Origin of the sequence: Rhodanobacter sp. 7MK24, from assembly GCF_014842995.1 — a bacterium.
GTDB lineage: Bacteria > Pseudomonadota > Gammaproteobacteria > Xanthomonadales > Rhodanobacteraceae > Rhodanobacter_A.
In genome coordinates this window covers 25,649-48,790 of the sequence record NZ_JACYXL010000013.1, presented here as the reverse complement: position 1 = coordinate 48,790, position 23,142 = coordinate 25,649, and the positions used below count along the sequence as shown (strand labels likewise).

At 67.0% G+C, this 23,142-nt stretch carries 20 protein-coding genes; 12 read left to right on the top strand and 8 right to left on the bottom strand.

Features of this window, described 5'->3' with window-relative positions; translation table 11 throughout:
- Positions 1-21 precede the first annotated feature (21 nt).
- A complete protein-coding gene (locus IHE49_RS16905) occupies positions 22-225 on the bottom strand; it encodes a hypothetical protein (protein ID WP_192160110.1) in 204 nt (67 codons plus the stop codon).
- Between the two features lie 251 nt (positions 226-476).
- Between IHE49_RS16905 and IHE49_RS16900 the strand changes: the two genes are divergently transcribed.
- Positions 477-3,350: a pitrilysin family protein gene (locus IHE49_RS16900; protein WP_192160108.1), complete on the top strand. Its 2,874-nt coding sequence runs from the start codon at positions 477-479 to the stop codon at positions 3,348-3,350.
- A gap of 243 nt (positions 3,351-3,593) precedes the next feature.
- Positions 3,594-3,998, top strand: coding sequence for a DUF4156 domain-containing protein (locus IHE49_RS16895; RefSeq protein WP_192160106.1), 405 nt, complete (start codon positions 3,594-3,596; stop codon positions 3,996-3,998).
- Positions 3,999-4,164: 166 nt separating this feature from the next.
- On the opposite strand, the gene IHE49_RS16890 is transcribed toward IHE49_RS16895, so the two are convergent.
- The gene (locus IHE49_RS16890; protein ID WP_192160104.1) at positions 4,165-6,246 is read right to left on the bottom strand and encodes a S46 family peptidase; all 2,082 of its coding nucleotides are present in this window, start codon (positions 6,244-6,246) and stop codon (positions 4,165-4,167) included.
- Between the two features lie 212 nt (positions 6,247-6,458).
- On the opposite strand from IHE49_RS16890, the gene IHE49_RS16885 reads away from it, so the two are divergent.
- The 7 genes from IHE49_RS16885 to pssA are packed head-to-tail and all read left to right on the top strand — an operon-like array spanning position 6,459 to position 13,696.
- Positions 6,459-6,953, top strand: a complete 495-nt coding sequence (locus tag IHE49_RS16885; protein WP_192160102.1) for a MarR family transcriptional regulator — start codon at positions 6,459-6,461, stop codon at positions 6,951-6,953.
- 3 nt (positions 6,954-6,956) lie between these two features.
- Positions 6,957-9,062 (top strand): FUSC family protein, encoded by a 2,106-nt coding sequence (locus IHE49_RS16880; RefSeq protein WP_192160099.1) that lies wholly within the window; start codon positions 6,957-6,959, stop codon positions 9,060-9,062.
- Complete coding sequence (locus IHE49_RS16875) at positions 9,052-9,252, top strand: DUF1656 domain-containing protein (protein WP_192160097.1); 201 nt, start codon at positions 9,052-9,054, stop codon at positions 9,250-9,252. The genes IHE49_RS16880 and IHE49_RS16875 overlap by 11 nt, the downstream gene beginning before the upstream one ends.
- 7 nt (positions 9,253-9,259) lie before the next feature.
- Complete coding sequence (locus IHE49_RS16870; protein ID WP_192160095.1) at positions 9,260-10,291, top strand: HlyD family secretion protein; 1,032 nt, start codon at positions 9,260-9,262, stop codon at positions 10,289-10,291.
- Positions 10,288-11,736 carry an efflux transporter outer membrane subunit gene (locus IHE49_RS16865; RefSeq protein WP_192160093.1) on the top strand — a complete coding sequence of 483 codons (1,449 nt, stop codon included), beginning with the start codon at positions 10,288-10,290 and terminating at the stop codon, positions 11,734-11,736. The genes IHE49_RS16870 and IHE49_RS16865 overlap by 4 nt, the downstream gene beginning before the upstream one ends.
- 47 nt (positions 11,737-11,783) lie before the next feature.
- Entirely contained in the window at positions 11,784-12,263 is a 480-nt protein-coding gene (locus IHE49_RS16860) for an OmpA family protein (protein WP_192160091.1), read from the top strand.
- Between the two features lie 35 nt (positions 12,264-12,298).
- On the top strand, positions 12,299-13,696 hold the full coding sequence (pssA, locus tag IHE49_RS16855; protein ID WP_192160089.1) for a CDP-diacylglycerol--serine O-phosphatidyltransferase: 1,398 nt from the start codon (positions 12,299-12,301) through the stop codon (positions 13,694-13,696).
- Between the two features lie 10 nt (positions 13,697-13,706).
- On the opposite strand, the gene bioC is transcribed toward pssA, so the two are convergent.
- From bioC to IHE49_RS16840, 3 genes are read right to left on the bottom strand one after another with little or no spacing between them, the layout of a single operon-like run.
- On the bottom strand, positions 13,707-14,588 hold the full coding sequence (bioC, locus tag IHE49_RS16850) for a malonyl-ACP O-methyltransferase BioC (protein WP_192160087.1): 882 nt from the start codon (positions 14,586-14,588) through the stop codon (positions 13,707-13,709).
- The gene (bioH, locus tag IHE49_RS16845) at positions 14,581-15,369 is read right to left on the bottom strand and encodes a pimeloyl-ACP methyl ester esterase BioH (RefSeq protein ID WP_192160085.1); all 789 of its coding nucleotides are present in this window, start codon (positions 15,367-15,369) and stop codon (positions 14,581-14,583) included. The genes bioC and bioH overlap by 8 nt, the downstream gene beginning before the upstream one ends.
- A complete protein-coding gene (locus IHE49_RS16840) occupies positions 15,366-16,313 on the bottom strand; it encodes a sulfurtransferase (RefSeq protein ID WP_192160083.1) in 948 nt (315 codons plus the stop codon). The genes bioH and IHE49_RS16840 overlap by 4 nt, the downstream gene beginning before the upstream one ends.
- 221 nt (positions 16,314-16,534) lie before the next feature.
- Between IHE49_RS16840 and IHE49_RS16835 the strand changes: the two genes are divergently transcribed.
- Entirely contained in the window at positions 16,535-17,014 is a 480-nt protein-coding gene (locus tag IHE49_RS16835; RefSeq protein WP_192160081.1) for a hypothetical protein, read from the top strand.
- On the opposite strand, the gene bioF is transcribed toward IHE49_RS16835, so the two are convergent.
- Positions 16,998-18,218, bottom strand: a complete 1,221-nt coding sequence (gene bioF, locus IHE49_RS16830) for an 8-amino-7-oxononanoate synthase (protein WP_192160164.1) — start codon at positions 18,216-18,218, stop codon at positions 16,998-17,000. The genes IHE49_RS16835 and bioF overlap by 17 nt on opposite strands.
- Positions 18,219-18,725: 507 nt before the next feature.
- Entirely contained in the window at positions 18,726-19,769 is a 1,044-nt protein-coding gene (bioB, locus tag IHE49_RS16825) for a biotin synthase BioB (protein WP_192160080.1), read from the bottom strand.
- A gap of 125 nt (positions 19,770-19,894) precedes the next feature.
- Between bioB and IHE49_RS16820 the strand changes: the two genes are divergently transcribed.
- Both IHE49_RS16820 and IHE49_RS16815 read left to right on the top strand, forming a co-directional pair.
- Entirely contained in the window at positions 19,895-20,608 is a 714-nt protein-coding gene (locus tag IHE49_RS16820; protein ID WP_192160078.1) for a ComF family protein, read from the top strand.
- A 202-nt stretch (positions 20,609-20,810) separates the two neighbouring features.
- Positions 20,811-22,124, top strand: a complete 1,314-nt coding sequence (locus IHE49_RS16815; protein WP_192160076.1) for a hypothetical protein — start codon at positions 20,811-20,813, stop codon at positions 22,122-22,124.
- A 25-nt stretch (positions 22,125-22,149) separates the two neighbouring features.
- Here IHE49_RS16815 and ubiA read toward each other — a convergent pair whose 3' ends face one another.
- Positions 22,150-23,079, bottom strand: a complete 930-nt coding sequence (gene ubiA / locus IHE49_RS16810) for a 4-hydroxybenzoate octaprenyltransferase (RefSeq protein ID WP_343227598.1) — start codon at positions 23,077-23,079, stop codon at positions 22,150-22,152.
- Between the last annotated feature and the right edge of the window lie 63 nt (positions 23,080-23,142).

Here is a 23,142-nt window from a genome sequence, read left to right as displayed (position 1 = left end):
TCAGGATGGGAAGGGTGGGCTTCAACCCGGCTGGCGCGGGCAGATCACGCCGTCGGCAGGCAGCGCGCATTGCGCGGGGCTTGCCAGCAAGGCGTTGGCGACGGTGCCGCTGCTGGCCATTCCGGCCGGAGCGGGGAAGCTCTTCAGCATTGCGCCCAACACCAGCGTGCAAACCAGCAGGCAGGCGACGAACAGGCTGCGCAGCATCAGGTTCTCGTATTTCATGGCGTGTCTCCGATTGGGTGGGTTGTCCTTGCACGATGTATAGAGAGCAATCCGCATGCCAAGTCGAAAAATCATTTTAGATAATTGAATTTAAAGAGAATTTCTGATCACCTGAAGCCCGGGTCCGCTTGTCCGCGGACAGTCGGACAGGAAAACCGGACAGCCGGCCGTGCGCGTGCCCTTGGTCATCTGGCAGGAACTTGCGCCCTCCCGTAGGCTCGCCTGACACCCAACCCGAAAGGAGCGTCACGATGGGAAGCAAGCCCTTGGCCGTCCTGATCGCCAGCCTGTTGAGCGCCATGGCTGGCCTTGCGCCGGATGCGGCGATGGCTGCCACGCAAACCGCGCGGGCCACGCAGCAGGTTCCGGACATCGCCTACACGCGCTTCACCCTGCCGAACGGTCTCACCGTGATCGTGCACGAGGACCACAAGGCGCCAGTGGTTGCGGTGAGCATCTGGTACCACATCGGTTCGGCCGACGAACCGAAGGGCAAGACCGGCTTCGCCCATCTGTTCGAACACCTGATGTTCTCGGGTTCGGAGCACCACAAGGGCACCTACTTCCAGCCGTTCGAACTGGCCGGTGCCACCGACATGAACGGCACCACCTGGTTCGACCGCACCAACTATTTCGAGACGGTGCCCACCACCGCGCTGGACATGGCGCTATGGATGGAATCCGACCGCGTGGGCCACCTGCTCGACGCGATCGGCCAGAAGGAGCTCGACACCCAGCGCGGCGTGGTGCAGAACGAAAAGCGCCAGGATGAAAACCGTCCCTACGGTCGCGTGGACGAGAACATCCTCGCCAATACCTATCCCGCGAATCATCCGTACCAGCACGACACCATCGGCTCGATGGCCGACCTCGACGCAGCATCGCTGGCGGACGTGAAGAACTGGTTCCACGCCAACTACGGCGCCGCCAACACCACGCTGGTGCTGGCCGGTGACATCACGGTGGCCGAGGCACGCGCGAAGGCGCTGAAGTATTTCGGCGACATCCCCGCCGGCAAGCCGGTGGCGCACCAGCAGCCGTGGATCACCCCGCTGGCCAGGTCCACCCAGGGCGTGCAGCACGACCACGTGGCGCAGCCGCGCATCTACCGCACCTGGGTGGTACCGCAGCTCGGCAGCGACGCGGCCATCCAGCTCGACCTGGCCAGCACCGTACTGGGGGCCGGCAAGACCTCGCGGCTGTACCAGCGCCTCGTCTACCAGGACAAGCTGGTGGACGACGTCTCCGCCAGCATCGCGCCGTTCGCGCTGGCCAGCCAGTTCCAGATCCAGGCCGACGTGAAGCAGGGCGTCGACCCGGCCAAGGTGGAGGCGGCGATCGACGCGGTACTCAAGGACTTCCTCGCCAACGGCCCCTCCGCCGACGAACTCGATCGCGCCAAGATCGGCAACCGCGCGCAGTTCATCCGCGGGCTGGAGAAGGTGGGTGGTTTCGGCGGCAAGGCGGTGATCCTCGCCGAAGGTCAGGTCTACCGCGGCGACCCGGCTGCCTACAAGAAGGATCTCGACCGCGCCAACGCGGCCACACCGGCCAGCGTCAAGGCCGCGGCGGACGAATGGCTGGCCAAGGGCGACTACCGGCTCACCGTGTTGCCTGCCGGCAAGGACTTCGATCCGGCGGCCGAGGACAAGGCCGTGAAGCCGCTGGGCGATGCCGCCGGCAAGCCGCAGCCCAGGCTGCCCGCCGTGCGCGAATACAGCGTGACCAAGAGCGACGTGGATCGCAGCAAGGGCGTGCCGCAGGTCACCAGCTTTCCCTCGCTGAGCTTCCCTGCGCTCGAACGCGGCAAGCTCGACAACGGCATCGAGGTGATCCTCGCCCAGCGCCACACCATCCCGGTGACGCAGGTGCAACTGATGTTCGATTCCGGTTATGCCGCCGACCAGGGCGGCAAGCTCGGCACGGCGAGCTTCACCGCGCGCCTGATGAACGAGAGCACCACCAAGATGGATTCGGTGGCGGTGTCCGAAGCACGCCAGCGCCTCGGCGCGGCCACCAGCATCGACTGCGGTTTGGACAGCTGCAGCGCCGGGCTCAATGCCCTCAACGACCAGCTCAAGCCCTCGCTGGCGTTGTTCGCCGACATCGTGCGCGACCCCGCATTCAAGGCAGCCGACATCGACCGCGTGCGCGGCCAGTGGCTGGCCGACATTGCGCAGGAAAAGACCCAGCCCATCGGCCTCGCGCTGCGTTCGCTGCCGCCGCTGCTGTACGGGGCCGGCCACGCCTACGGGATTCCGTTCACCGGCAGCGGTACGGAGGCCAGCATCCGGTCGCTCACGGCGGATGACCTGCGCGCGTTCCAGCAGAATTGGTTGCGTCCGGACAACGTGAAGATCCTGGTAGCCGGCGACACCACGCTGGACAAGATCATCCCGGAGTTGAACGCCGCCTTCGGCGACTGGAAAGCTCCGGCCACCCCGGTGCCGCACAAGAACATCGCCCAGGTGGCCGCGCAGCCCAGGCCGCGCGTGTTCCTGATCGACCGCCCCGATGCGCCGCAGTCGTTGATCCTCGCCGGCCTGCTGGCGCCGTCTACGCGTACGCCGGACAACCTCGCCATCCAGGTGGCCAACGGTGCCTTCGGCGGCACCTTCACTTCGCGCCTCAACATGAACCTGCGCGAGGACAAGCGCTGGGCCTACGGCGCGCAGAGCTTCCTGATGGATGCGCAGGGTCAGCGCCCGATGCTGTTCTACGCGCCGGTACAGACCGACAAGACCGCGCCTTCCGCCAGCGAAGTGCTGAAGGAGGCGCGCGCGGTGATCGGCGACAAGCCGTTGACCGATGCCGAGATCACCAAGATCAAGGATCAGCGCATCCGCGCCCTGCCGGGCGGCTACGAGACCACCGTGGCGGTGCTCGGCGCGATGGAGGGCATCGTCGCGTACGGCCGTCCCGACGATTACGTGCAGACGCTGAAGCCGCGACTGGAAGCCGTCACGCAAGCCCAGGCCGAAGCCGCGATCAAGGAGATCGTGCAGCCGCAGGCGATGACCTGGGTGATCGTGGGCGACCTCAAGCAGATCGAGGCGCCGGTGCGTGCACTGGACCTTGGCGACGTGCAGGTGCTCGACGCCGACGGCAAGCCGGTATCGAAGTAGCTGTTGCCCCTCATTCCGGCGCAGGCAATCCAGTGACCGCAGGACTCGGATGCGCGCGGTCGCTGCTGGATCCCGGCCTGCGCCGGAATGGACGAGCTGGAGACGGTGCGCGTTCGGCCATCGGCAGCGGACTCGGTAGGCGGAACAAGCACCCATACAGGCGCGAGCCAGCATCGCGCGCTAGCATGGAGGGCGGGCGGCTCAGCGCCCGGCCTTTCTTCATCCAGACATCGGAGTCGCCCCATGCGCAAGACCGTGTTGCTGATCGTTCCCACGCTGCTGCTTGGAGCCTGCACCTGGGGTATCAATCCCACCCCGGCCTCGCAGAACGTGCGCACGGCATGGAACGGTGACGTTTCCGGTTGCCGTGACCTCGGCAAGATCACCGTCTCGGTGATGGACCACGTCGGCCCGGTGGACCGCAACGACATCAAGGTGCGCGACGAGCTGCAGGTGATGGCGCGCAACGAGGCCGCCACCATGCAGGCGGACACCATCAAGCCGTTGGGTGAACCCAGCGACGGTTCGCAGCCGTGGGGCGCCTATCAATGCGGTTCGCGCGTCATCCAGCCCAACACTGCACCGGGACAGCCCCAGCCACCGGCCAACGGTGGCGGCGCGCAGACCTTCCCGGTCAAGGGCAACTGAGCTCGGCTCCGATCGACCAGGAAAGAACGAAGGGCGCCTAGGGCGCCCTTCGCGTTTGTTGAAGAGTGCGGCAATGGATGGCCGCCCGTTTGATCTTCGCGATCACGGATGATCGCAAAGATATTTCCGTACCGGTGCGTGGCACACGCCCGCACACCGGCACGATTCACAGGTGCCCGCTGGCCAATTCGTCCGCCAGTCGCGGCAGCCGGTAGACCTTGCGCACCGCTTCCATCAATGCGGCGGTGTCCACGGCCACCGCGCGGTTGTTGCTGCCGTCGTACACGAAGTCGCCGCCGATGGAGTGGATGTTGCCGTCGAAGATCAGGCCCACCGCATGGCCGTCGCGGTCGACCACCGGGCTGCCGGAGTTGCCGCCGATGATGTCGTTGTCGGTGACGAAGTCGAACGGCGTGGAGAGGTCCAGTGAATCCTTCGCCTTGATCCAGCTGTCCGGCAGCTTGAACGGGTCCGCGCCAGTGGCGCGGTTGTAGGCGCCGGCGAAGTCGGTGAACGGCGGCACCTCGTGGTCGCCTTCCTTCCAGCCGGCCACCTTGCCGTAGGACAGCCGCAAGGTGAAGGTGGCGTCGGGATAGTTGCTGGTGCCTTCGCGCGCGAAGCGGGCCTGGGCGATCGCCTCATCGGCCTTGGTGGTGGGCGCCTGCACTTCGTCCTCGTACTGCTTGCGCAGCTTGGTCGCAGTGGGTTCGATCCCCCGCACGAACGCGATCATGGGATCGGTGGAGGCCTCGATCGCCTTCTCGCCGCCGTCCCACAGCTGCTTGCGTACCGCCGGGTCAGCGAGCTTGGTGCCGTTCACCAGCGTGGTCGCCAGCTCGTCGGGCGATTGCTTGCCCAGCGTCTGGTGCACGAAGGCATCGTCGGCACCGAGGATCTGGCGCATCTTCTCCATCGACCACGCCATCATGGTGCGCTCGAACTCCGGATATACCGGTACCTTCGCCTCCAGCGACTGTTCCACCGCGGGCAGGTTGGCGTCGCGGTACTGCGGCAGGCGTTCGGCGTCGGGCTTGGCGCGCTGGGCCGCGCCGCGCACCAGGGTCATCGCGTCGGCGAACAGCTGGGTGCCAACGCCGAAGCCGCGGCCGCCGGCGATCATGTTGTAGCGGTCCTGCAGTTCCTTGCCGCGCTGCTGGGCCTTGGCCAGGTCCGCCCACGGGTCGCCGTATTTCGCGCGGCGCGACGGGTCGGCGGCGATCCAGTCGCGCAGCGTGGCATCGTCCTTCTGCTTCTGCGTGATGAAGCTTTCGTTGGTGAGCGTTTCCAGCCAGCCGTTGAACACCTTCAGCGTGTTCTCGATGCCGAACTGCATGTCCTGTGCTTCTTTGGCCTGCTGCGCGCCGGCGCGGCCGTATTGCCACAGCACGCCGCGCAGGTCGGACAGGTAGCCGTAGAACGGGATCAGCATGTCATCGCGCATGGCGGACAGCTGGAGCCACGGCGTCTCGCGCTGGGTCGAGCCGGGGTTGCCGACCACGAAGGTCATTTCACCCGCCTTCGGCCCATGCGGGTCGAACTGCAGGAACTGCGGCGTCTTCGCCGGCTTGCCGTCCACGTAGGCGCGGAAGAAGGTGACGTCGAGGTCGTAGCGCGGGAAGTTGAAGTTGTCCGGGTCGCCGCCGAAGAAGGCGATGCTCTGCTCAGGCGCGAACACCAGGCGCACGTCCTGGTAGCGGCGATACTTGTACAGCGCGTAGCGGCCGCCGTGGTACAGCGTTACCACGTCGCAGCGCCAGGTCTTGGCATCGCCGGCGACGCACTGCGTCTCCAGCTTGCTGCTGATCGCGCGCTCTGCCTTGATGCGTTCGGCGCCCTGCTTGCCGCTGGTCGCCGCGTTCACCTGGTCGGTGACGTCGGTGATCTTCTCCAGCTGGTTGAGTTCGACGTCGGGACATTTCGGCTCGTCTTCCTGCTTCATCGCCACGTAGCCGTCGGACATGTAATTGTGGCCGGTGCCGGAGAGCTGGGAGAGGCAGGCATTGGCGCAGTGGTGGTTGGTCATCACTAGGCCGCTGGCCGAGACGAAGGAACCGGAGCAACCTTCCGCCAGGCGCACCGCCGCATGCTGGATCAGATCGATCCATTGCTGGGTGGGCGTGAAACCATAGCGCTGCTGCATCTGCTTCACCGGCAGATGGTCCAGCGTCCACATGCCTTCATCGGCCATGGCGCCGCCGGCGGTGCCAAGCAGCAGGCCGGAAAACCCAACGAGCAACCAGCGTTTCATCGCGTCTCCTCCGTATGGGGGCGGATCGGCGCGCGGATGGCGCGGGTCCGCTGTTGGCGTGTCGAACCAGCGGCCATCATGACGTCGTCGGCGGGGGCGAGGAAGTGGCGGTCGACAGGGGTACTTGCAGGCCACCCATTCCAGGCATAAAATTCATTTCCATATATTTCATATATGAAATACAAACAAGACAGCAACGACTGCATTCAGCCATGAGCAGCTTCGCCCCCACCGAACAACGCCTTGCCGTCACCTGCCGGCGCCAACCCGCGTTCCCGCGCGAACCGGCGGTGCTGGTGCGGCTGGTGAAGCATCTGCACAAGCGCGTGCACGACGCCGCCAACGCCACGCTCAAGCCGTGGGGCATCAGCCACCCGGAGTACAACATCCTGATGATGCTGTACGGCACCGAGGGCTATACGCTGAACCCGTCGCAGCTGGCCGAGGCGGCGGGCGAGAAGTCGGCGAACATCACGCGGCTTGCAGACAGTCTGTGCGACAAGGGGCTGGTCGAGCGCACCGCGAGCGACACGGACCGGCGCAAGGTCAGCCTGAGCCTGAGCCGCGAGGGGTTGGCGATGATCGACGAATTCATGCCGTCGATCTGCGCGCTGCTGGAGCGTCAGACCGCCGGCATGAAGCCCGCCGAGACGGCGCAGCTGGAGCGCCTGCTCAAGAAGTTCCTCAACCAGTTGGAGCAGGATTGAGCGATGGCAGGGGCATCGACCATTCCGGAACCTGCGGCACGGCGCTGGCCTGCGCTGGCGGAAGTTTTCGCGGGCGAGGGGCGTGCGTGGCTGTTCGTGGCCAAGACCTTGCTCGCGGTATACCTGGCCGCATGGCTGGCGATGTGGCTGCGGCTGGAGGCGCCGTCCACGGCGATGATCACGGTGGGTATCGTGATGCACCCGCAGAGCGGCATGGTGCTGGCCAAGAGCTTTTATCGCGCGATCGGCACCCTGTGCGGCAGCACCTTCGGGTTGGCCCTGTTGTGCGCATTCCCGCAGCAGCGCGAACTGTTCCTGCCCTGCCTGTCGCTGTGGGTGGCGCTGTGCGCCGGCGGCGCCACGCTGTACCGCAACTTCATGTCCTACGGCTTCGTGCTGGCCGGCTATACCGCGGCCATCGTGGCGTTGCCGGCAGCGGCGAATCCGCTCGACGTGTTCGATTCGGCGCTGATGCGCGTGAGCGAGGTGATGCTGGGCATCGTGGTGTCCGCCGTGGTCAGCGACCTGGTGTTCCCGGACCGGCTGCGCCTGGTGTTGCGCCAGAGTGCACGCGCGCATTTCGCCAACTTCATCGACTTCGTGCGCGGCTCGACCGGCGGCAGCATCCCGCGCGCGGCGATGGAACAGGCGCACCTGCGCTTCGTGCGTGCGGCGGTCCAGTTGGAGGACATGCGCGCCTCGGTGATCTTCGAGGATCCGGAGATCCGCGCGCGCAGCACGCGCATGCGCCTGCTCAACCAGCACAACATGGCGGCGGCGACCAGCTTCCAGTCGCTGCATCACCTCATCAACCGGCTGCAACGCGAAGGTCGTGTTGCCGAAGTGGATGCGCTGATCGCGCTGTACCGGCCGATTGGCGCGGCGCTGGAGGCGGCGCCGGCCGACCTGCACGACCCCGCGATACTGGCACCGCGCCTGCGCGAGTGCGCGCGGCAGTTGCCGGCGCTGGAGGCAACGCTGCGCGAGGGCCTGGCGCCCGGCCACGCACAGCTGGCGTTCGACACCGGCGCCACCTTGCTGAAGCGTTTCCTCGACGAATTGTGCGGCTACGTCGAAGTGGAGTTGGCGCTGCGCGCGCAGGTGCAGCGCGGCGGGGTGGAGCGCGTGCATTTCCGTCGCGGCCACGACGCCAGCGGCGCGCTGGTAGCGGTGCTGCGCACCTTCCTCACCATGAGCGCGCTGAGCATGTTCTGGATCGCCAGCGGCTGGCCGTTCGGCGCCAGCGCGATGCTGCTCGCCACGATCTTCAGCGGGCTGCTGGCGGCGGCGCCGAACCCGCTGGCTTCGGCGTTCAACATGCTGCTCGGCTACGCCTTCGGGATGCTGGCCGGCATCTACGCGGCCTATTGGCTGCTGCCGGGCAGCGACGGCTTCGTGATGCTGGTCGCGGCAACCCTGCCGTTGCTGCTCGTCGGACCCTGGCTCAATGCCCATGCCGAGTTCAGCGGCGTCGGCGGTGGTTATGCGATCGGCATCGTCTACATCCTCGCCTTGAAGAATCCGATGGTGTACGACCTGACCCATACCTTGAACGACGCCGTCGCGCAGCTCGCCGGCGTGGCGCTGGCTGCGGTCTCCTTCGTGTTCGTGCCGCGCGTCACCGGCAGCGGCTGGCAGCGGCGTCGCCAGTTCCGCCGGCTGCGTGAGCAGGTGGTAGAGGCCGCTACCGCACCGTTGGATGGCCTGCGCTGGCGCTTCGAAAGCGCCAGCCGCGACCTGTTCCATCAGGTGATCACGCACACCCGTCCGGGCAGCCGCCAGTCGCGCGCCCTGCTGGGCTGGGCGCTGGCGGTGCAGGAAAGCGGGCGCGCGCTGATCGAGTTGCGCGAGCAATTGCGCAGCAGCGACGCGTCGGCCGCGGCACGTGACGCAGCGAATCGCGCGGTGCAGGCCGTGGCGCAGCTCTATCACCAGCCGGAAGAAGCGCGCCGGCAGCGGGCCGAGGACGAAGTGCGCGCCGCGATCGAAGCCTGCGCCACCGCCCCTGAGCTGCGCACGCACCTGTACCAGTTGCTGGGCGCGCTGCGCGACGACGAATCGCCGCTGGCCGCCGCCACCGCCGTCGAGGAACCCGTCCATGCCCAATGAGATTTCCGTCGGCGGCGTACTGGTACCCGGGTTGTTGCCGATCTTCCTGGCCTGCCTGCTGCTGATGCTGCTGGTTGATGCGGTGATCGGTCGCTACGGCCTGCATCGCTACGTGTGGCACCCACCGTTGTTCCGCCTTGCCCTGTTCGCCTGCCTGTTCGCCGCGGGCGGCCTGTTGTTTTTGTATTGAGTCGACCATGAACAAGACTTCGCTGTTGCGCTTCCTGATCACCGCTTGCGTGGTGCTGGTCGCTGCCCTGCTCGGCCATGTGCTGTGGAAGCACTATCTGTACTCGCCATGGACCCGCGACGGCCGCGTGCGCGCCGATGTGGTGAAGGTGGCGCCGGACGTGGCTGGCCTCGTCACCGAGGTGCGCGTGGCCGACAACCAGTTCGTGCACCGCGGCGACGTATTGCTGGCGATCGATCCTTCGCGATACAGGCTCGCGCTGGCACAGGCCCATGCCAACCTTGGGGCGGCGGGCGCCAGCGTGCATGCCGCCGAGGCCAACATCGCCGCAGCTACCGCCGCAATGGCCGCACGCAAGACCGACTACGCGATGTACCGCGCGCAGGCGAGACGGCGCATGCAAGTGCCAGCAGGCAGCGTGGTGTCCAGCGAGACGCGTGACAACGCGGTCGCCGCCGCCGAGGCGGCGGAAGCGGCCTGGCACCAGTCCGAGGCCGCGTTGAAGCAGGCACAGGCCGCGCACGACCAGGCGCTTTCGGCACAGGCGCAGGCGCAGGTGGCGGTGCAGAACGCCGAGCTCAATCTCGAGCGCACCCAGGTGCGCGCGCCGGTGGACGGCTACGCCACCAATGTGCAGGTGCGCGTGGGTGATTTCGCCAATGCCGGCGCACAGCAACTCGCGCTGGTGGACAGCCACAGCTATTACATCTACGGCTATTTCGAGGAAACCAAGCTGCCGCAGCTGCGCATGGGCGATCCGGTGGACGTACGCCTGATGGCCGGCGGCATCGAGCTCAAGGGGCATATCGACAGCATCGCGCGCGGCATCACCGACCGCGACAACCCCGGCAGCCCCGATCAGCTGCCCAACGTGAATCCCACCTTCAACTGGGTGCGCCTCGCGCAACGCATCCCGGTGCGCATCGACATCGATCCCGACCGGATGCCTGCGGGCAGTGTGCTGGTGGCCGGCATGACCGCGACCATCACCGTGCATCCGCGCGACGACGACCGCTCGCCGCGGCGGGCGCAGCCATGACACGTGTGACACGCACGCTCGCATCCGCTGTGCTGGCGCTGCTGCTAGCCGCCTGCGCGTCCACCCGTGGCCTGCATCCCAACGGCCATGAAATCGTTCCGGGCAGCCTGCAGGCGCAGCAAAGCCTTGCCGGTGCGCAGCTGAGTCCTGCCGCATGGCCGCAACAGGACTGGTGGCACGCGCTGGGCGATACGCAACTCGATGCGCTGGTCGCCGAAGCGTTGCGCGACAACCCCGGCCTCGCCGCAGCCGATGCGCGCGCGCAGCTGGCGCAATCCGAAGCGCAGGCCCTCGATGCGGCGCGCGATCCCAGCGTGGAAGCCAGCTATGCCGCCACCGGTGCGCGGCTTTCCGAAAAGGAAGTCGGCCTGGTGCTGCCGGAGGCCGTGGGAACGTTCGCATGGATGCAGAGTGCCGGCGTCGATTTCTCCTGGAACCTCGACCTGTGGGGCGGCCAGCGCGCCGCATGGGAGGCCGCACTGGGGCGCAGCCGTGCCGCGGAAGTGGATCGCCGCGCGGCACGCATTCAGCTGTCGGCGAACGTCACGCTGGCCTATATCCAGCTGCGCCAGGCCTTCGCGTTGCGCGACATCGCGCAGCACGATGTCGAACGCTCCGACCGCATCGCCGTGCTCACCCATACCCTCGTCGCCAGCGGCATGGGCCTGCCGGACAGCCTGCTGCAGGCGCGCGCCGAGGCCGGCATCGCGCACCAGCACCTGGCGGCCGCCGATGCGGCCATCGACAGTGCGCGCATCAGCCTCGCCGTGCTGCTGGGCAAGGGTCCGGATCGGGGCCTGCAGATCGCCGCACCCACCGGACTCAAGCCGGTGTCGCTGGCGATTCCACCCGACCTCACGGCCAACCTGCTGGGGCGCCGCCCCGATCTGGTTGCCGCACGCTGGCGCGTGGAGGCTGCGTCGCAGGACATCAAGGCGGCCAAGTCGCAGTTCATGCCCAACCTCAACATCAGCGCGATGGCGGGTTTCCTCGCGCTGGGCGACAACGTGCCGCTGTTCCAGCTGCCCGCGCGCACCTACAGCGTCGGCCCCGCGCTGTCGCTGCCGCTGTTCGACGGCAAGCGCTTGCGTGCAGGCCTCAACGCTCGCGATGCGCTGTACGACGGAGCAGTAGCCAACTACAACCAGACGCTGGTGCGCGCGGTGAACCAGGTGGCCGACCTGCTCAGCCTGTCGCGCTCCGTGCAGAGCCAGCTGCAGACGCAACAGGACGTGCTGCACAACGCACAGCGCGCGTACGACGACGCGCAGATTGGTTACAAGGCAGGACTGGGTACCGAGTTGAACACGCTGGTCGCCCGCCACCTGCTGCTCACGGCCGAGCAGAACGAAGCCGTGCTGCAGAGCCGGCAGGCGGAGCTGGCCGTGCGCATGGTCGAAGCGCTGGGTGGCGGGTTTAGGGACGAGGCCGCGCCGCCGAAGTAATCGTGTCCCTTGATGTGTGCGTTTCCACGCTTCGCAGGAGGGTGGATGTGAAATTTCCAGACATGAAAGGCGTCTTGCCGCTATTTCTGATTTCTACGGTGGTCGGTTGTACTTTTTGCGAGGCCGCCTTTGCGACAGATTTTTCTATTGATGCGGTTCATTTCAAAGAAAAATTGCCATCGCCGAACGGCGATCTGGGCGCTTCATTGGTTGGCAATGGGGAATCCGTGGGGGTGTTGAAAAATGACATCAAGGCCATTGACTCTTTGAAAGAGTCTTATCGCATTGAAATCATTGGTCACACGGATAATCAAGAATGTGTCCCTCATGAATGCGAACGGCTGTCGCTTAGGCGAGCCCAACGGGTCTACGACTGGATGCTCGCTAATGGAGTTTCCCGGAGCAGGCTCTTGCCCCCGGAAGGCCATGGCAGTGGCGGCCCGGTTGCGAACAATGAAATACTTGGTGGCCGGGCAATGAACCGCTATGTGGAATTCCAAGTGGTTCCGAAAGAAGCCGGGCCGTGAAGGCAAGATCGCCCGCTTTCGCTATCCTCTGACGCATGAACATGCTGATCAACGCGCCGCGGCGCATCGCGCGCCGCCTCGTCTCGCCGCTGCGCCCGAAATCGCGGACCTGGCTGGAGGCGCTGCCTGCCTTCGCGGTGCCGGCCACCGCCATCGGAACCCTGCACGGGCCGCAGGCCTTCCATCAGGCGTTGCTGGCACAGATTGCACAGGCCACGCGGCGCATCCTGATCGTGACGCTTTATCTGCAGGACGATGACGCAGGCCGCGAGGTGATGGAAGCCTTGCACGCTGCGCATGCGCAGCGGCCCGAGCTGGAGATCGACGTGTTCGTGGACTGGCATCGTGCCCAGCGCGGCCTGATCGGCAAGCAGCAAAGCCCGGGTAACGCGGCGATGTACCGCGACTGCGTGCAGCGCCATGGCGGCGGCGTGCGCGTGTGGGGCGTGCCGGTGCAGAACCGCGAACTGTTCGGCGTGCTGCACCTCAAGGGTTTCGTATTCGACGACACCGTGCTGTACAGCGGTGCCAGCCTCAACGACGTCTACCTGGCCAAGCACGGGCGCTACCGGCTCGACCGTTGCCATCGCATCCGCGATGCCGCGCTGGCCGAGAGCATGGCGACGTTCGTGCAGCGGCAGTTTCGCGGAAGCGAAGCGGTGCGCCGGCTCGACCTGCCCGATCCGCCGCCGACACGCACACTGTTGCCGGCGATCCGCACGTTCCGTCAGCAACTGCAGCAAGCGGCCTACGTGGTGCCGATGGCGACCTTGCCGGATGGCGCCGTGGCCGTCACGCCGCTTAAGGGTTTCGGGCGCACCGACAATGCGCTGAACGACGCGATGCTGGCCCTGCTGCGTGGCGCGCAGCGGCGCATCGTATTGCTCACGCCGTATTTCAACCTGCCGGGGCCGGTGCGCGCCGCCTTGGGCCACGCGCTGCGGCGGGGGTGCAGCGTCGAGATCATGCTGGGCGACAAGACCGCCAATGATTTCTACATTCCACCGGCGCAACCGTTCCGCACCATCGGCCTGCTGCCCTATCTCTACGAAAACAACCTGCGCCGCTTCGCGCGCACGCATGCACGCCAGCTCGCCAGCGGCCAGCTGAACCTGTGGCTGTGGCGCGATGGCGGCAACAGCTATCACCTGAAGGGCCTGTTCGTGGACGACGACTGCGCCCTGCTCACCGGCCACAATCTCAACCCGCGCGCCTGGGCGCTGGATCTGGAGAACGGGCTGCTGCTGCGGGATCCCTCGCGTCGCCTGCACGCGATGCACGAAGCGGAATGGGCATCCTTGCGCCAGCACGCCACGCGACTGGCGGACCATTACGCTCTGGAAAGCACACGGGATTATCCGCCGGAGGTGCGGCGCTTGCTGCGACGCCTGAGCCGGGTGCGGCTGGATCGTTTGGTGAATCGCCTGTTGTGAGCGACGCGGCTCAACGCCGCCGGGAACCGCGCAGGCTGTCCACCGAGAAGCTGGCCATTTCGCCGCCGCCGGCCATGCGCCGCGACTGTCCCGGTGGCGGGCCCCAGGCATGCGCGGTCACCACCTCCCAGGTGGCGGGAATGCGACCGTCCACGCGCATCGCCTCGTACGCGGCGAGCATGGCGCGGTAGTGGGTCTTGCCGGTGAGGTGGCGTTCGCGCGCGGCGTCCGCGTGGGTGGCGCCGAGGCCGCGCAGTTCTTCCAGCAGCTTGCGCGGCTCGCTGTAGGTGAGCATGTAGCGCTCCACGTCCAGCACCGGATCGCGCAGGCCTGCGTTGAGCATCGCGTCGCCGATGTCGTGCATGTCGAGGAAGCGGCTGACGTGGGAATGACCGTCCGCCGCGGCCCAGGCCGCGCGCAGTTCCTTCAGAGTGTCCGGGCCGAAGGTGGTGAAGGCAAGCAAACCGCCGGGCTTCAGCACGCGCGCGCATTCGCCGAACAGCGCCGCGAGATCGTCGATCCACTGAAAGCACAGGCTGGAGTGCAGCACGTCCACGCTGTGGTCGGGGAAGGGCAGCGCTGTGGCTTCGGCGCAGACGCGGCGGAACGGCTTGAGCCAGCCGCTGTGCGCCTTGGCTTCGCGCAGCATCGGCAGTGCCAGGTCGACCGCGATCACTTCGGCCTTGGCATAGCGCTGCTTCAGCAGCGCGGTGCCGCGGCCCGTGCCTGCGCCGACGTCGAGCACGTGCGTGGGCGTTTCCAGATAGACGTCCAGACGCTCCAGCAGCGACTGCTGCACTTCGCGCTGCAGGGCGTCGTGCTTTTCGTAGCTGCGCGCGGCGCGGCCGAAGTTGCGGCGAACGCGCTCGCGGTCGAGGTGGAAATCACTCATGGGAGCCGCACTCGTCAAAGCTGTCCAGCAACGGCTGCAGCGCCTGCGCCACCTGGTCGGGGTAAGTGAAGAACGGCGCGTGGCCGGCGTGTTCGATCTGCATGTAGTGGCCTTGCGCCTGCTGCGACGACCATTCCATCGCCTGTGGCGGAACCAGGCGGTCGCGGCGGCCGGCGATCCACACGTTGGGCTGGTGCAGTGCAGGCAGGCGTACGCGCAGGTCGCTGGTTTCCAGGATGCGGATGCCTTCCTGCAGCACGCGCAGGTCCGGTTCGCCGCGTGCGAAAGCCAGCGCGCGCAGGTGACGCAGCTCGGCGCGCGGATCGGGGCTGCCCATCGCCTCCAGCGCGAGGAAGCGCTCGATGGTGGCGTGGTAGTCGGTTTCCAGGTCCAGCGCGAGCTGGTGCACCAGCGCGGCGTCGCTGCCCCATGGCCAGCCTTCGTCGCGCGCGAATTTCGGCGTGGCGCAGAGCATGGCGAGGCTGCGTACGTGCTGCGGATGTTCCAGCGCGCCGGTGAGCGCGATCAGGCCGCCCAGCGACCAGCCCAGCCAGAGCGCCGGCGGCGTGGCTTCCGCGATGGCGGCGGCGCAGGCGACGGGTTCCAGCGGCAAGCCGCAGTCGCGCGAATAGCCGTGGCCGGGCAGGTCCACCACGTACATCGTGCAACGATCCACCAGCGCAGCCACCAGCGGCGCCAGCATGCCGCCGTGCATCGCCCAGCCGTGCAGCAACACCAGCGGAACGGGACCGCGGCCCAGCTTTTCGATGTAGAGGCTCATGCCTCGCCCAGATGGCGCCGCGCGCTGCTTATGTTCGCTTCCCTATTTTTATGGAGTGAAGCGCCAACTGCGTTCGCCTCCTCTCCCCGCTGGGGAGAGGATTGAGGTGAGGGGCGGGTGCTTGCGAAGGCGTCGCTCGGAGTCTGTTTTGATGCAAACGCATCGCAAGATTGCCCCCTTATTCCAGCCTTCTCACCGTCGAGGAGAGGGATCTCGCCCGAGGGCAGCAGGTCGGCACCCACCGCGCCCCGCCCGTCGAACACGAAGCAGTCTCCCTGCCAGTGCGCGCCGTCGGTGAGCTCCAGGTACTTCAGGATGCCGCCTTCGAGCTGGTGCACATGCTCGATGCCGAGTTCCTGCATGTGCAGCGCAGCCTTCTCGCAACGGATACCGCCGGTGCAGTACGAAACCACGGTCTTGCCCGCGTAGCGCGCGCGGTCGACGGCCACCGCCTCGGGAAAGGCTGTGAAGCTGGCAAGGCGGTAGTCCACGGCGTCGGTGAATTTGCCCACGTCGGTCTCGTAGTCGTTGCGCGTGTCCAGCATCACCACTTCGCGGCCGGCGTCGTCGTGGCCGCGATCCAGCCAGCGCTTCAGCGTCGACGCATCCACCGCAGGCGCGCGGCCGCCCTCGGGGCGGATCGCCGGCATGCGCATGGTGATGATCTCCTTCTTCAGTCGCACGCGCAGGCGGCCGAACGGCGTGTCGTCGGACAGCGACTCCTTCGCCTCCAGGCCCGCGAAGCGCGTGTCGGTACGCAGCCACGCCATGAACGCATCCACCGCCTCGCGCGGACCGGCGAGGAACAGGTTGATGCCCTCGGACGCGAGCAGCACGGTGCCTTTCAGCGCCAGCGCAGTGGCGCGTTCCAGCACACGCTCGCGCAGCGCGGGCAGATCGTCCAGCGCGACGAAGCGGTAGGCGGAAAGGTTGATGACGGACATGGCAGGGAGGGGTCGAGGCTGGCGCATGATTAATTATAAGTGGTGTGTTTGCGGTTCTGGCCGATGCACGTACATCGCCGCTGGCCGCAGACGACAGACCATAACGGGGTGTGCGCACGATGCCCCGCGGCGTGTAACGACAGGCGGCGAACCGCATCGCAAGGCACGCTTGCCTGGCCCGATCCAGGGTGCGCTCCGGAGGACGTGACATGAAGACAGGCATGAGCTTGGCTGTCGGATTGCTGTGGTTCGCGGCATCGGCAATCTTGGCGCAACAGGCGAAGCCATCCGCAGCCGGACGCTACACCGACCTCGTGGCTGCGCTGCAGAATGACGACGACATCAACACTTGGTACGGCATCGCCAACGCCTTGCGGCGGGATTTCGACATGATCTGTGGCGACACCTTCTGCGAGGGTGACTACAGCAACATCGCGGCGTTGCGCTTTGCCTGCGCTGCCGATGCGGCAACGGGCGAGATCGGCCAATGCGCATGGAGCTTCGCGGCCAGCGACGAGCGGATCGATGCGCGACGTGGTCGCGTTCATGCAGCCATCCCGGTGTGGCGCTGCGTGAGTCCGTTGGCGCCGCACACCACGGTGCGCGAGTTGCTGTCCGCCCTGGCAGCGGCGCATCCGCTGCATGCACCGTTGCCGCGAACGGGCGCCACGCTGTACGACGGGCTCAGTGATTGCCTGTAGCACCATGGCTGGATGCATTGGCCTGTCCGTGAAAGTGGCTGCCCAGCGCATCCAGCAGTTGGTCGACATGCTCGTCCTCATGGGACGCCGACAACGTGATGCGCAGCCGCGCCTGGCCCTGCGGCACCGTGGGCGGCCGGATCGCAGTGACCAGCAAGCCGCGCTGTTCCAGTGCCTGCGCGGCTGCCAGGGCGGTTTGCGCGTCCCCCAGCAGCAACGGTTGGATCGCACTGTGCGAGGTCATCAGCGGCAGGCCGAGTTGCATGGCGCCAGCGCGGAAACGTGCGATCAGCGATTGCAGCTTTTCACGGCGCCAGGTCTCGCCGCGGGCGACTTCCACGGCTGCACGGGCAGCTGCAGCCAGCGCGGGCGGCATGGCCGTCGTATAGACGTAGGGGCGCGCGAACTGCATCAACCCGTCGATCACCGCAGCGGAACCGGCCACGAACGCGCCACTGCAGCCCAGTGCCTTGCCCAGCGTGGCCATCAGCACGGGCACCTCGCGCTGGCCGAGGCCGACGGCCTGCACGCTGCCGGCGCCATCCGCGCCCAGCACGCCAAGACCGTGCGCATCGTCCACCATCAGCATGGCGTGTTCGCGCGCGCACAGCGCGGCGAGTCCGGCGAGCGGCGCCACGTCGCCGTCCATGCTGAACACGCCGTCGGTGGCGAGCAGGGCGGCAGCCTGCGGGCGGCTCTGCAACTGGCGCGCGGCCGCCGCGACATCCGCATGCGGATAGCGCTTCAGTTCGGCGCCCGCGAGCTGTGCGCCATCAAGCAGGCACGCGTGATTGAGCTTGTCCTGCACGCACAGATCGCCGCGGGCCAGCAACGCCTGCATCGTGCCGAGGTTGGCCATGTAGCCGGTGGAAAACAGCAGTGCGCGTTCGCGCCCCGTCCACTCGGCCAGCGCTTCCTCCAACTGTGCGTGCTCGCGGCGATGGCCGCAGATGAGGTGCGCCGAGGCGCCGCCCACACCCTCGTCGTCGACGACACGCTTGAGTGCGGCGATCAATTGCGGATGCTGAGCAAGGCCGAGGTAATCATTGCTGCAGAAACCGAGCAGCCGGCGACCACCGCTTTCCAGCCACGGACCTTCCACATGCTCAATGGTGCGCAGCCGACGACGCAGATTGGCGCGCTCCCGTTCGGACGTCTGCGCCGCCAGACGCTGGAGGAGGTCGGGGCGCAGCGGAGTACCCATGCTCAACATGTAGCGTTGCCCAAGCCCTGGTCCGCAAACGGAAGCCGGCAGTTGCCGTCAAGCGTCAATCGCGCGATGCCCTCAATTCCCGGATGCGGCGCGGTGTGGCCGCGTCGTCTGTCGCGCAAGTGGGAGTATTTCCAGTCCCCTGGATACAACCTGCTCGCAATCCAGGTGTATCCCACCCGGCCATTGCTCTTGGTTCCTTCTCTTGATTCCGGGCATTCCCGGATCAAATCCGGGACAGGCGCTGCCCGCCGCCCTTCGGGCAGGCTTCGGCGCACGCCACCGCTCCTGCGGTGGCGTGCGGCCAGCAAAGAGAAGGAACTCGGGCGCCGGCAGGCGATCGAAACCGCCTGGTTTCTTGCGATGGGGGAGGAAAAGCTCCTCTCCCCAAGCCGATCCCCCATAAATCGGACGGAGTGCTGGATATCGCGGCAGATGGCCGGAAGGCCGCCGCGGGCGAGCCATCGAACGATCACGTTCACCCGGGCAAGCAAACCCAGATCAGGCCGCCACACTGCATCCGCACCCATGACCACACCCCGCCGGCGCAGCCTCCATGATGTCCGCATGCACCGTACCCGCCTCCTCGACCACCTCCATTGCATGCAGGTCGAGTCGACGGAACAGCGCGCGGTCATGCTCGGTGTCCGGGTTGCCCGTGGTGAGCAGCTTCTCGCCGTAGAAGATCGAGCCCGCGCCAGCGTGGAAGCACAGCGCCTGCACGGCATCGTCCATCTGCTGGCGACCCGCCGAGAGGCGCACGATGGACAGTGGCATCAGGATGCGCGCCACCGCGATGGCGCGCACGAACTCGAACGGATCGAGCTTCTCCGCGTTGCCCAGCGGCGTACCCGGCACCGGCACCAGCTGGTTGATCGGCACCGAGTGCGGATGTTCGGGCAGGTTGGCCAGCGCCTGCAGCAGCCCCGCGCGCTGTGCGCGCGTCTCGCCCATGCCGACGATGCCGCCGCAGCAGGTCTTGAGGCCGGCGTCGCGTACCTGCTCCAGCGTGGCGAGGCGATCCTGGTATTCGCGGGTGTGGATGATCTCGCCGTAGAACTCGGGCGCGGTGTCGATGTTGTGGTTGTAGTAGTCGAGACCGGCGGCCTTGAGCTGCTGCGCATGGCCGTCGCCGAGCAGGCCCAGCGTGGCGCAGGTTTCCAGGCCGAGATCCTTCACCGCGCGCACGATCTCCGCGACCTTGGGGATGTCGCGGTCCTTCGGGCCGCGCCACGCCGCGCCCATGCAGAAACGGCTGGCGCCGGCGGCCTTGGCGGCCTTCGCGCGCGCCAGCACGTCGTCGACTTCCATCAGCTTCTGCGCCGCCACGCCGGTGTCGTAGCGCGCCGCCTGCGGGCAATAGGCGCAATCCTCCGGGCAGCCGCCGGTCTTGATCGACAGCAGAGTGGACACCTGCACCGCGTTCGCATCGTGGTAGGTGCGGTGCACGGTGTGCGCCTGGTGCAGCAGTTCGTTGAACGGCAGTGCGAACAGCGCGGCGACTTCTTCGCGGGTCCAATCGTGGCGAACGACGGCTTCGGACATGGGACGACTCGGTGGTGGAGTGCGCGAAGTTTGGGTGGCGTGCCAGTGCGCGTCAACCGGTCGCCCGGGTATCCGGGTTGACGGAGGCTGCCCTTGCTATCGCCGGGCTCGACATGGAAGGCGGGATGACAACACTCAGGGAAACATGGCTACGACCGTGGCGCTGGCTGTTGCCATGGCGCTGCCTCTTGTGTGGCGCGGCGGGTGCCGATGGCGTGGACCTGTGCGCCGATTGCGCCGCCGAAGTACCGCGCAACCGCAGTTGCTGCGTGCGATGCGCCCTGCCGCTGGCCACGACTGCCGCGGTCTGCGGCGAGTGCGTGCGCCGCGCGCCGCCATGGGACGCAGCATGGGCACCGTTCCGCTACGGTTGGCCGCTGGACCGGTTGGAGTCCCGCTTCAAGTTCGGCCGCGACCTTGCCGCCGGTCGCACGCTGGCTACGCTGTGGCGGCGCGAAGTCATGTCGCTGCCGAAGCCCGAACTGCTGTTGCCAGTGCCCCTGCATCGCGTGCGCCTGCGTCAACGCGGATACAACCAGGCGCACGAGCTGGCGAAGCCGTTGGGGCGACACCTCGGCGTACCGCTGCGTCACGACGTGCTGTCGCGCTGCCGCGGCACCACGGCACAGACCGATTTGGATGCCGCCGGCCGCCGTCGCAACGTGCGCGGCGCCTTCGTTTTGCGTGCAGGCATCGCCTTGCCCGCGCACGTGGCGATCCTCGATGACGTAATGACCACCGGTGCCACCCTCGCCGAATGCAGCCGGGTGCTGAAGCGCGCCGGCGTGCAGCGGGTGGATGTGTGGGCGCTGGCGCGTGCGCCGTCACCGCGCGGTTGACGGCGGTTTTCCGCAAGGAGCCGCCGCTGCCGATTTCGAACGATCGACGTGGCCCGGAAGGAAGTCACCGTTGACGATGGCGGCAAGGCGTCGCTGTGGCAGCCATGTCTCCGTGGGCGTCTTGACCGCATGCGGAAAGTCAAGCGCCTGTCTCAAGCAGCTAGTATGCGGAGGGTGGGGTCAATGATGGAGGAGGTTCATCATGTCGGCGTGGGCTTGGATCCGTAAAACGGTATGGGTGACGTCGCTGGGGCTTTTCCTGTCCATGCCGGCGCTGGCAGCGTCGCCGACGCCGGCCGAGATCGCGAAGGCAAAGTCCGTCTTCGCAGATGCGCAGAACGTCTCCACCAGAGACGCCGGTCGCCTGTGGGGCGTGCCGCTCTACGGCCGGATGCTCCTGGTGATCCCAGCCACGCGCGCCGTCATCGCCAACCAGCCGGATCCGCAACAGCGGCTGCAACCCCAGGACGGGGTCTATGTCGGCATGCTGCCCGAGGACGTGGTCCTTTCCGACGCCCCCACGGAATGGGAAGGTGTGCGCTGGACGCAGCTGAGATTGCCGATGCTGCCCGAGGATGCGGGCGCTCGCTCGATAACACTGGCCCACGAGATGTTCCATCGCATCCAGCCGGAGCTTCATCTGGCGGCAAATGCCACGGCCAACCCGCAGCTTGATACGGAGCAAGGACGGCTGTGGCTGCAGCTGGAGTGGCGCGCGCTGGCCGCAGCCCTGATCGAATCAGGCCCGGCGCAGACGCAGGCCATCCGCGATGCGTTGGTCTTCCGCAACCAACGTCATGCGCTGTTTCCAGGCTCGGCCGCGACGGAGGCAGCCATGGAGATCGTGGAGGGCACAGCGCAGTACACCGGCATCGCGGCCGCGGAGCCGGATGCCGCGGCGGCGCGCTGGTACGCGGCTGCCGACCTGGTCCATCCCGATGCGGAGGTTTCCTTCTCGCGCATTTCTGCCTTCATGTCCGGACCGGCCTATGGCCTGCTGCTGGACGAACGCCTGCCCGGATGGCGCAAGGCGTTGAACGAGCATTCCGACCTTGGCGCGATGCTGGCATCGACGCTGCACGACAACGCAAAGGAGTCGGCCGACTCGCGTGCAGCGGTGTACGGCGCAAGCGGGCTACGCATCGAGTTGGCGGATCGCGCCGCTCGCGAAGAAGCCATGCAGGCGCAATACCGTGCCGCGCTAGTCGATGGGCCGACACTCTCGCTGACGGCGCTGGGGCGCTTCAGTTTCAATCCCAGTACTGCAGTGTCACTGGGTGCGGACGGCATCGTCTACCTTACGTTCCACGCCATCGCGCGCTGGGGCACCCTGGACGTGAAAGCGGGCGGCGTGCTGGTGTCGTCGGACTTCAGTCGCGCTGCGTTGCCCGTGCCGACGACAATCAAGGGCTCGCATCTCGAAGGCAACGGCTGGACCATCGACCTGGCGCCGGGCTGGTCCGCCGCGCCGGCAGCCAAGTCTGGAAACTACGTGTTGATGCAGAGCCCCCGTTGATCGCCCCTGCCAATCGGGTGCCTGCTCACCGTATCGCCAGTGCCATGGCAATGCCGATCCATACCGTCAGGCCCCACCAGTTGTTGTGACGGAAGGCGGCAAGGCAGGCGCCGCGCTCGCGCTTGCGGATCAGCCACAACTGGTAGGCGAACAGGCCGGTCGCCACCAGCAGGCTCAGCCAGTACGGCCAGCCCAGTTGTGCACGCTGGCCCGCGAATACCATCGCCAGGAGCAGCGTGGCCATCAGCACGCCGAGGATGGGCAGGTCGGCGTCGCCGAACAGGATGGCGGTGGATTTCGCGCCGGCCTTGAGGTCGTCCTCGCGGTCCACCATCGCGTACTCGGTGTCGTACACCACCGACCACAGGATGTTGGCGATGAACAGCAGCCAGCCCAGCGGAGGCACCGTACCCGCCACCGCGGCGAACGCCATCGGAATCGACCAGCCGAAGGCGGCGCCCAGCACCACTTGCGGCAGGGACGTCCAGCGTTTGGTGAACGGATAGATCGCCGCCAGCGCCGCGCCAGCGAACGAGAGTTCGATGGTGAGCCGGTTGGTGAACAGCACCAGCACGAAGGCGAACGCCAGCAGCGAACCGAACACGAGCAAGGCTTCGCGCGGCTTCACGCGCCCGCTGGCGATGGGTCGCCCGGCGGTGCGCTCCACCTGCGGGTCGAGCTTGCGGTCGGCGAAGTCGTTGATCGCACAGCCCGCTGCGCGCATCGCGAACACGCCCAGCGTGAAGATCGCCAGCGGCTTCAGCGGCGGCCAGTCGCCCGCCGCCAGCCACAACGCCCACCACGTCGGCCACAGCAGCAGCAGCGCGCCGATGGGACGGTCCATGCGGGTGAGCACCAGGTAGTCGCGCAGCTTTTCCCGATGCCGCGCCGGCAGCTTGCGCAGCAGCCAATCCAGCACCCCATTCGCCCGCGTGGAGCTGTCGGCAGGACGCACGGCGGCAACCGGCGCCTTCGCCACGCGCGGCGAGGACGAGGGGACAGGTTTGCGCCGCTGGCG

Bases quoted from the DNA above. Each gene is read 5' to 3' on its own strand.
- IHE49_RS16905 (WP_192160110.1), bottom strand. From the start codon at position 225: ATGAAATACGAGAACCTGATGCTGCGCAGCCTGTTCGTCGCCTGCCTG.
- IHE49_RS16900 (WP_192160108.1), top strand. From the start codon at position 477: ATGGGAAGCAAGCCCTTGGCCGTCCTGATCGCCAGCCTGTTGAGCGCC.
- IHE49_RS16895 (WP_192160106.1), top strand. From the start codon at position 3,594: ATGCGCAAGACCGTGTTGCTGATCGTTCCCACGCTGCTGCTTGGAGCC.
- IHE49_RS16890 (WP_192160104.1), bottom strand. From the start codon at position 6,246: ATGAAACGCTGGTTGCTCGTTGGGTTTTCCGGCCTGCTGCTTGGCACC.
- IHE49_RS16885 (WP_192160102.1), top strand. From the start codon at position 6,459: ATGAGCAGCTTCGCCCCCACCGAACAACGCCTTGCCGTCACCTGCCGG.
- IHE49_RS16880 (WP_192160099.1), top strand. From the start codon at position 6,957: ATGGCAGGGGCATCGACCATTCCGGAACCTGCGGCACGGCGCTGGCCT.
- IHE49_RS16875 (WP_192160097.1), top strand. From the start codon at position 9,052: ATGCCCAATGAGATTTCCGTCGGCGGCGTACTGGTACCCGGGTTGTTG.
- IHE49_RS16870 (WP_192160095.1), top strand. From the start codon at position 9,260: ATGAACAAGACTTCGCTGTTGCGCTTCCTGATCACCGCTTGCGTGGTG.
- IHE49_RS16865 (WP_192160093.1), top strand. From the start codon at position 10,288: ATGACACGTGTGACACGCACGCTCGCATCCGCTGTGCTGGCGCTGCTG.
- pssA (WP_192160089.1), top strand. From the start codon at position 12,299: ATGAACATGCTGATCAACGCGCCGCGGCGCATCGCGCGCCGCCTCGTC.
- bioC (WP_192160087.1), bottom strand. From the start codon at position 14,588: ATGAGTGATTTCCACCTCGACCGCGAGCGCGTTCGCCGCAACTTCGGC.
- bioH (WP_192160085.1), bottom strand. From the start codon at position 15,369: ATGAGCCTCTACATCGAAAAGCTGGGCCGCGGTCCCGTTCCGCTGGTG.
- IHE49_RS16840 (WP_192160083.1), bottom strand. From the start codon at position 16,313: ATGTCCGTCATCAACCTTTCCGCCTACCGCTTCGTCGCGCTGGACGAT.
- IHE49_RS16835 (WP_192160081.1), top strand. From the start codon at position 16,535: ATGAGCTTGGCTGTCGGATTGCTGTGGTTCGCGGCATCGGCAATCTTG.
- bioF (WP_192160164.1), bottom strand. From the start codon at position 18,218: ATGGGTACTCCGCTGCGCCCCGACCTCCTCCAGCGTCTGGCGGCGCAG.
- bioB (WP_192160080.1), bottom strand. From the start codon at position 19,769: ATGTCCGAAGCCGTCGTTCGCCACGATTGGACCCGCGAAGAAGTCGCC.
- IHE49_RS16820 (WP_192160078.1), top strand. From the start codon at position 19,895: ATGACAACACTCAGGGAAACATGGCTACGACCGTGGCGCTGGCTGTTG.
- IHE49_RS16815 (WP_192160076.1), top strand. From the start codon at position 20,811: ATGTCGGCGTGGGCTTGGATCCGTAAAACGGTATGGGTGACGTCGCTG.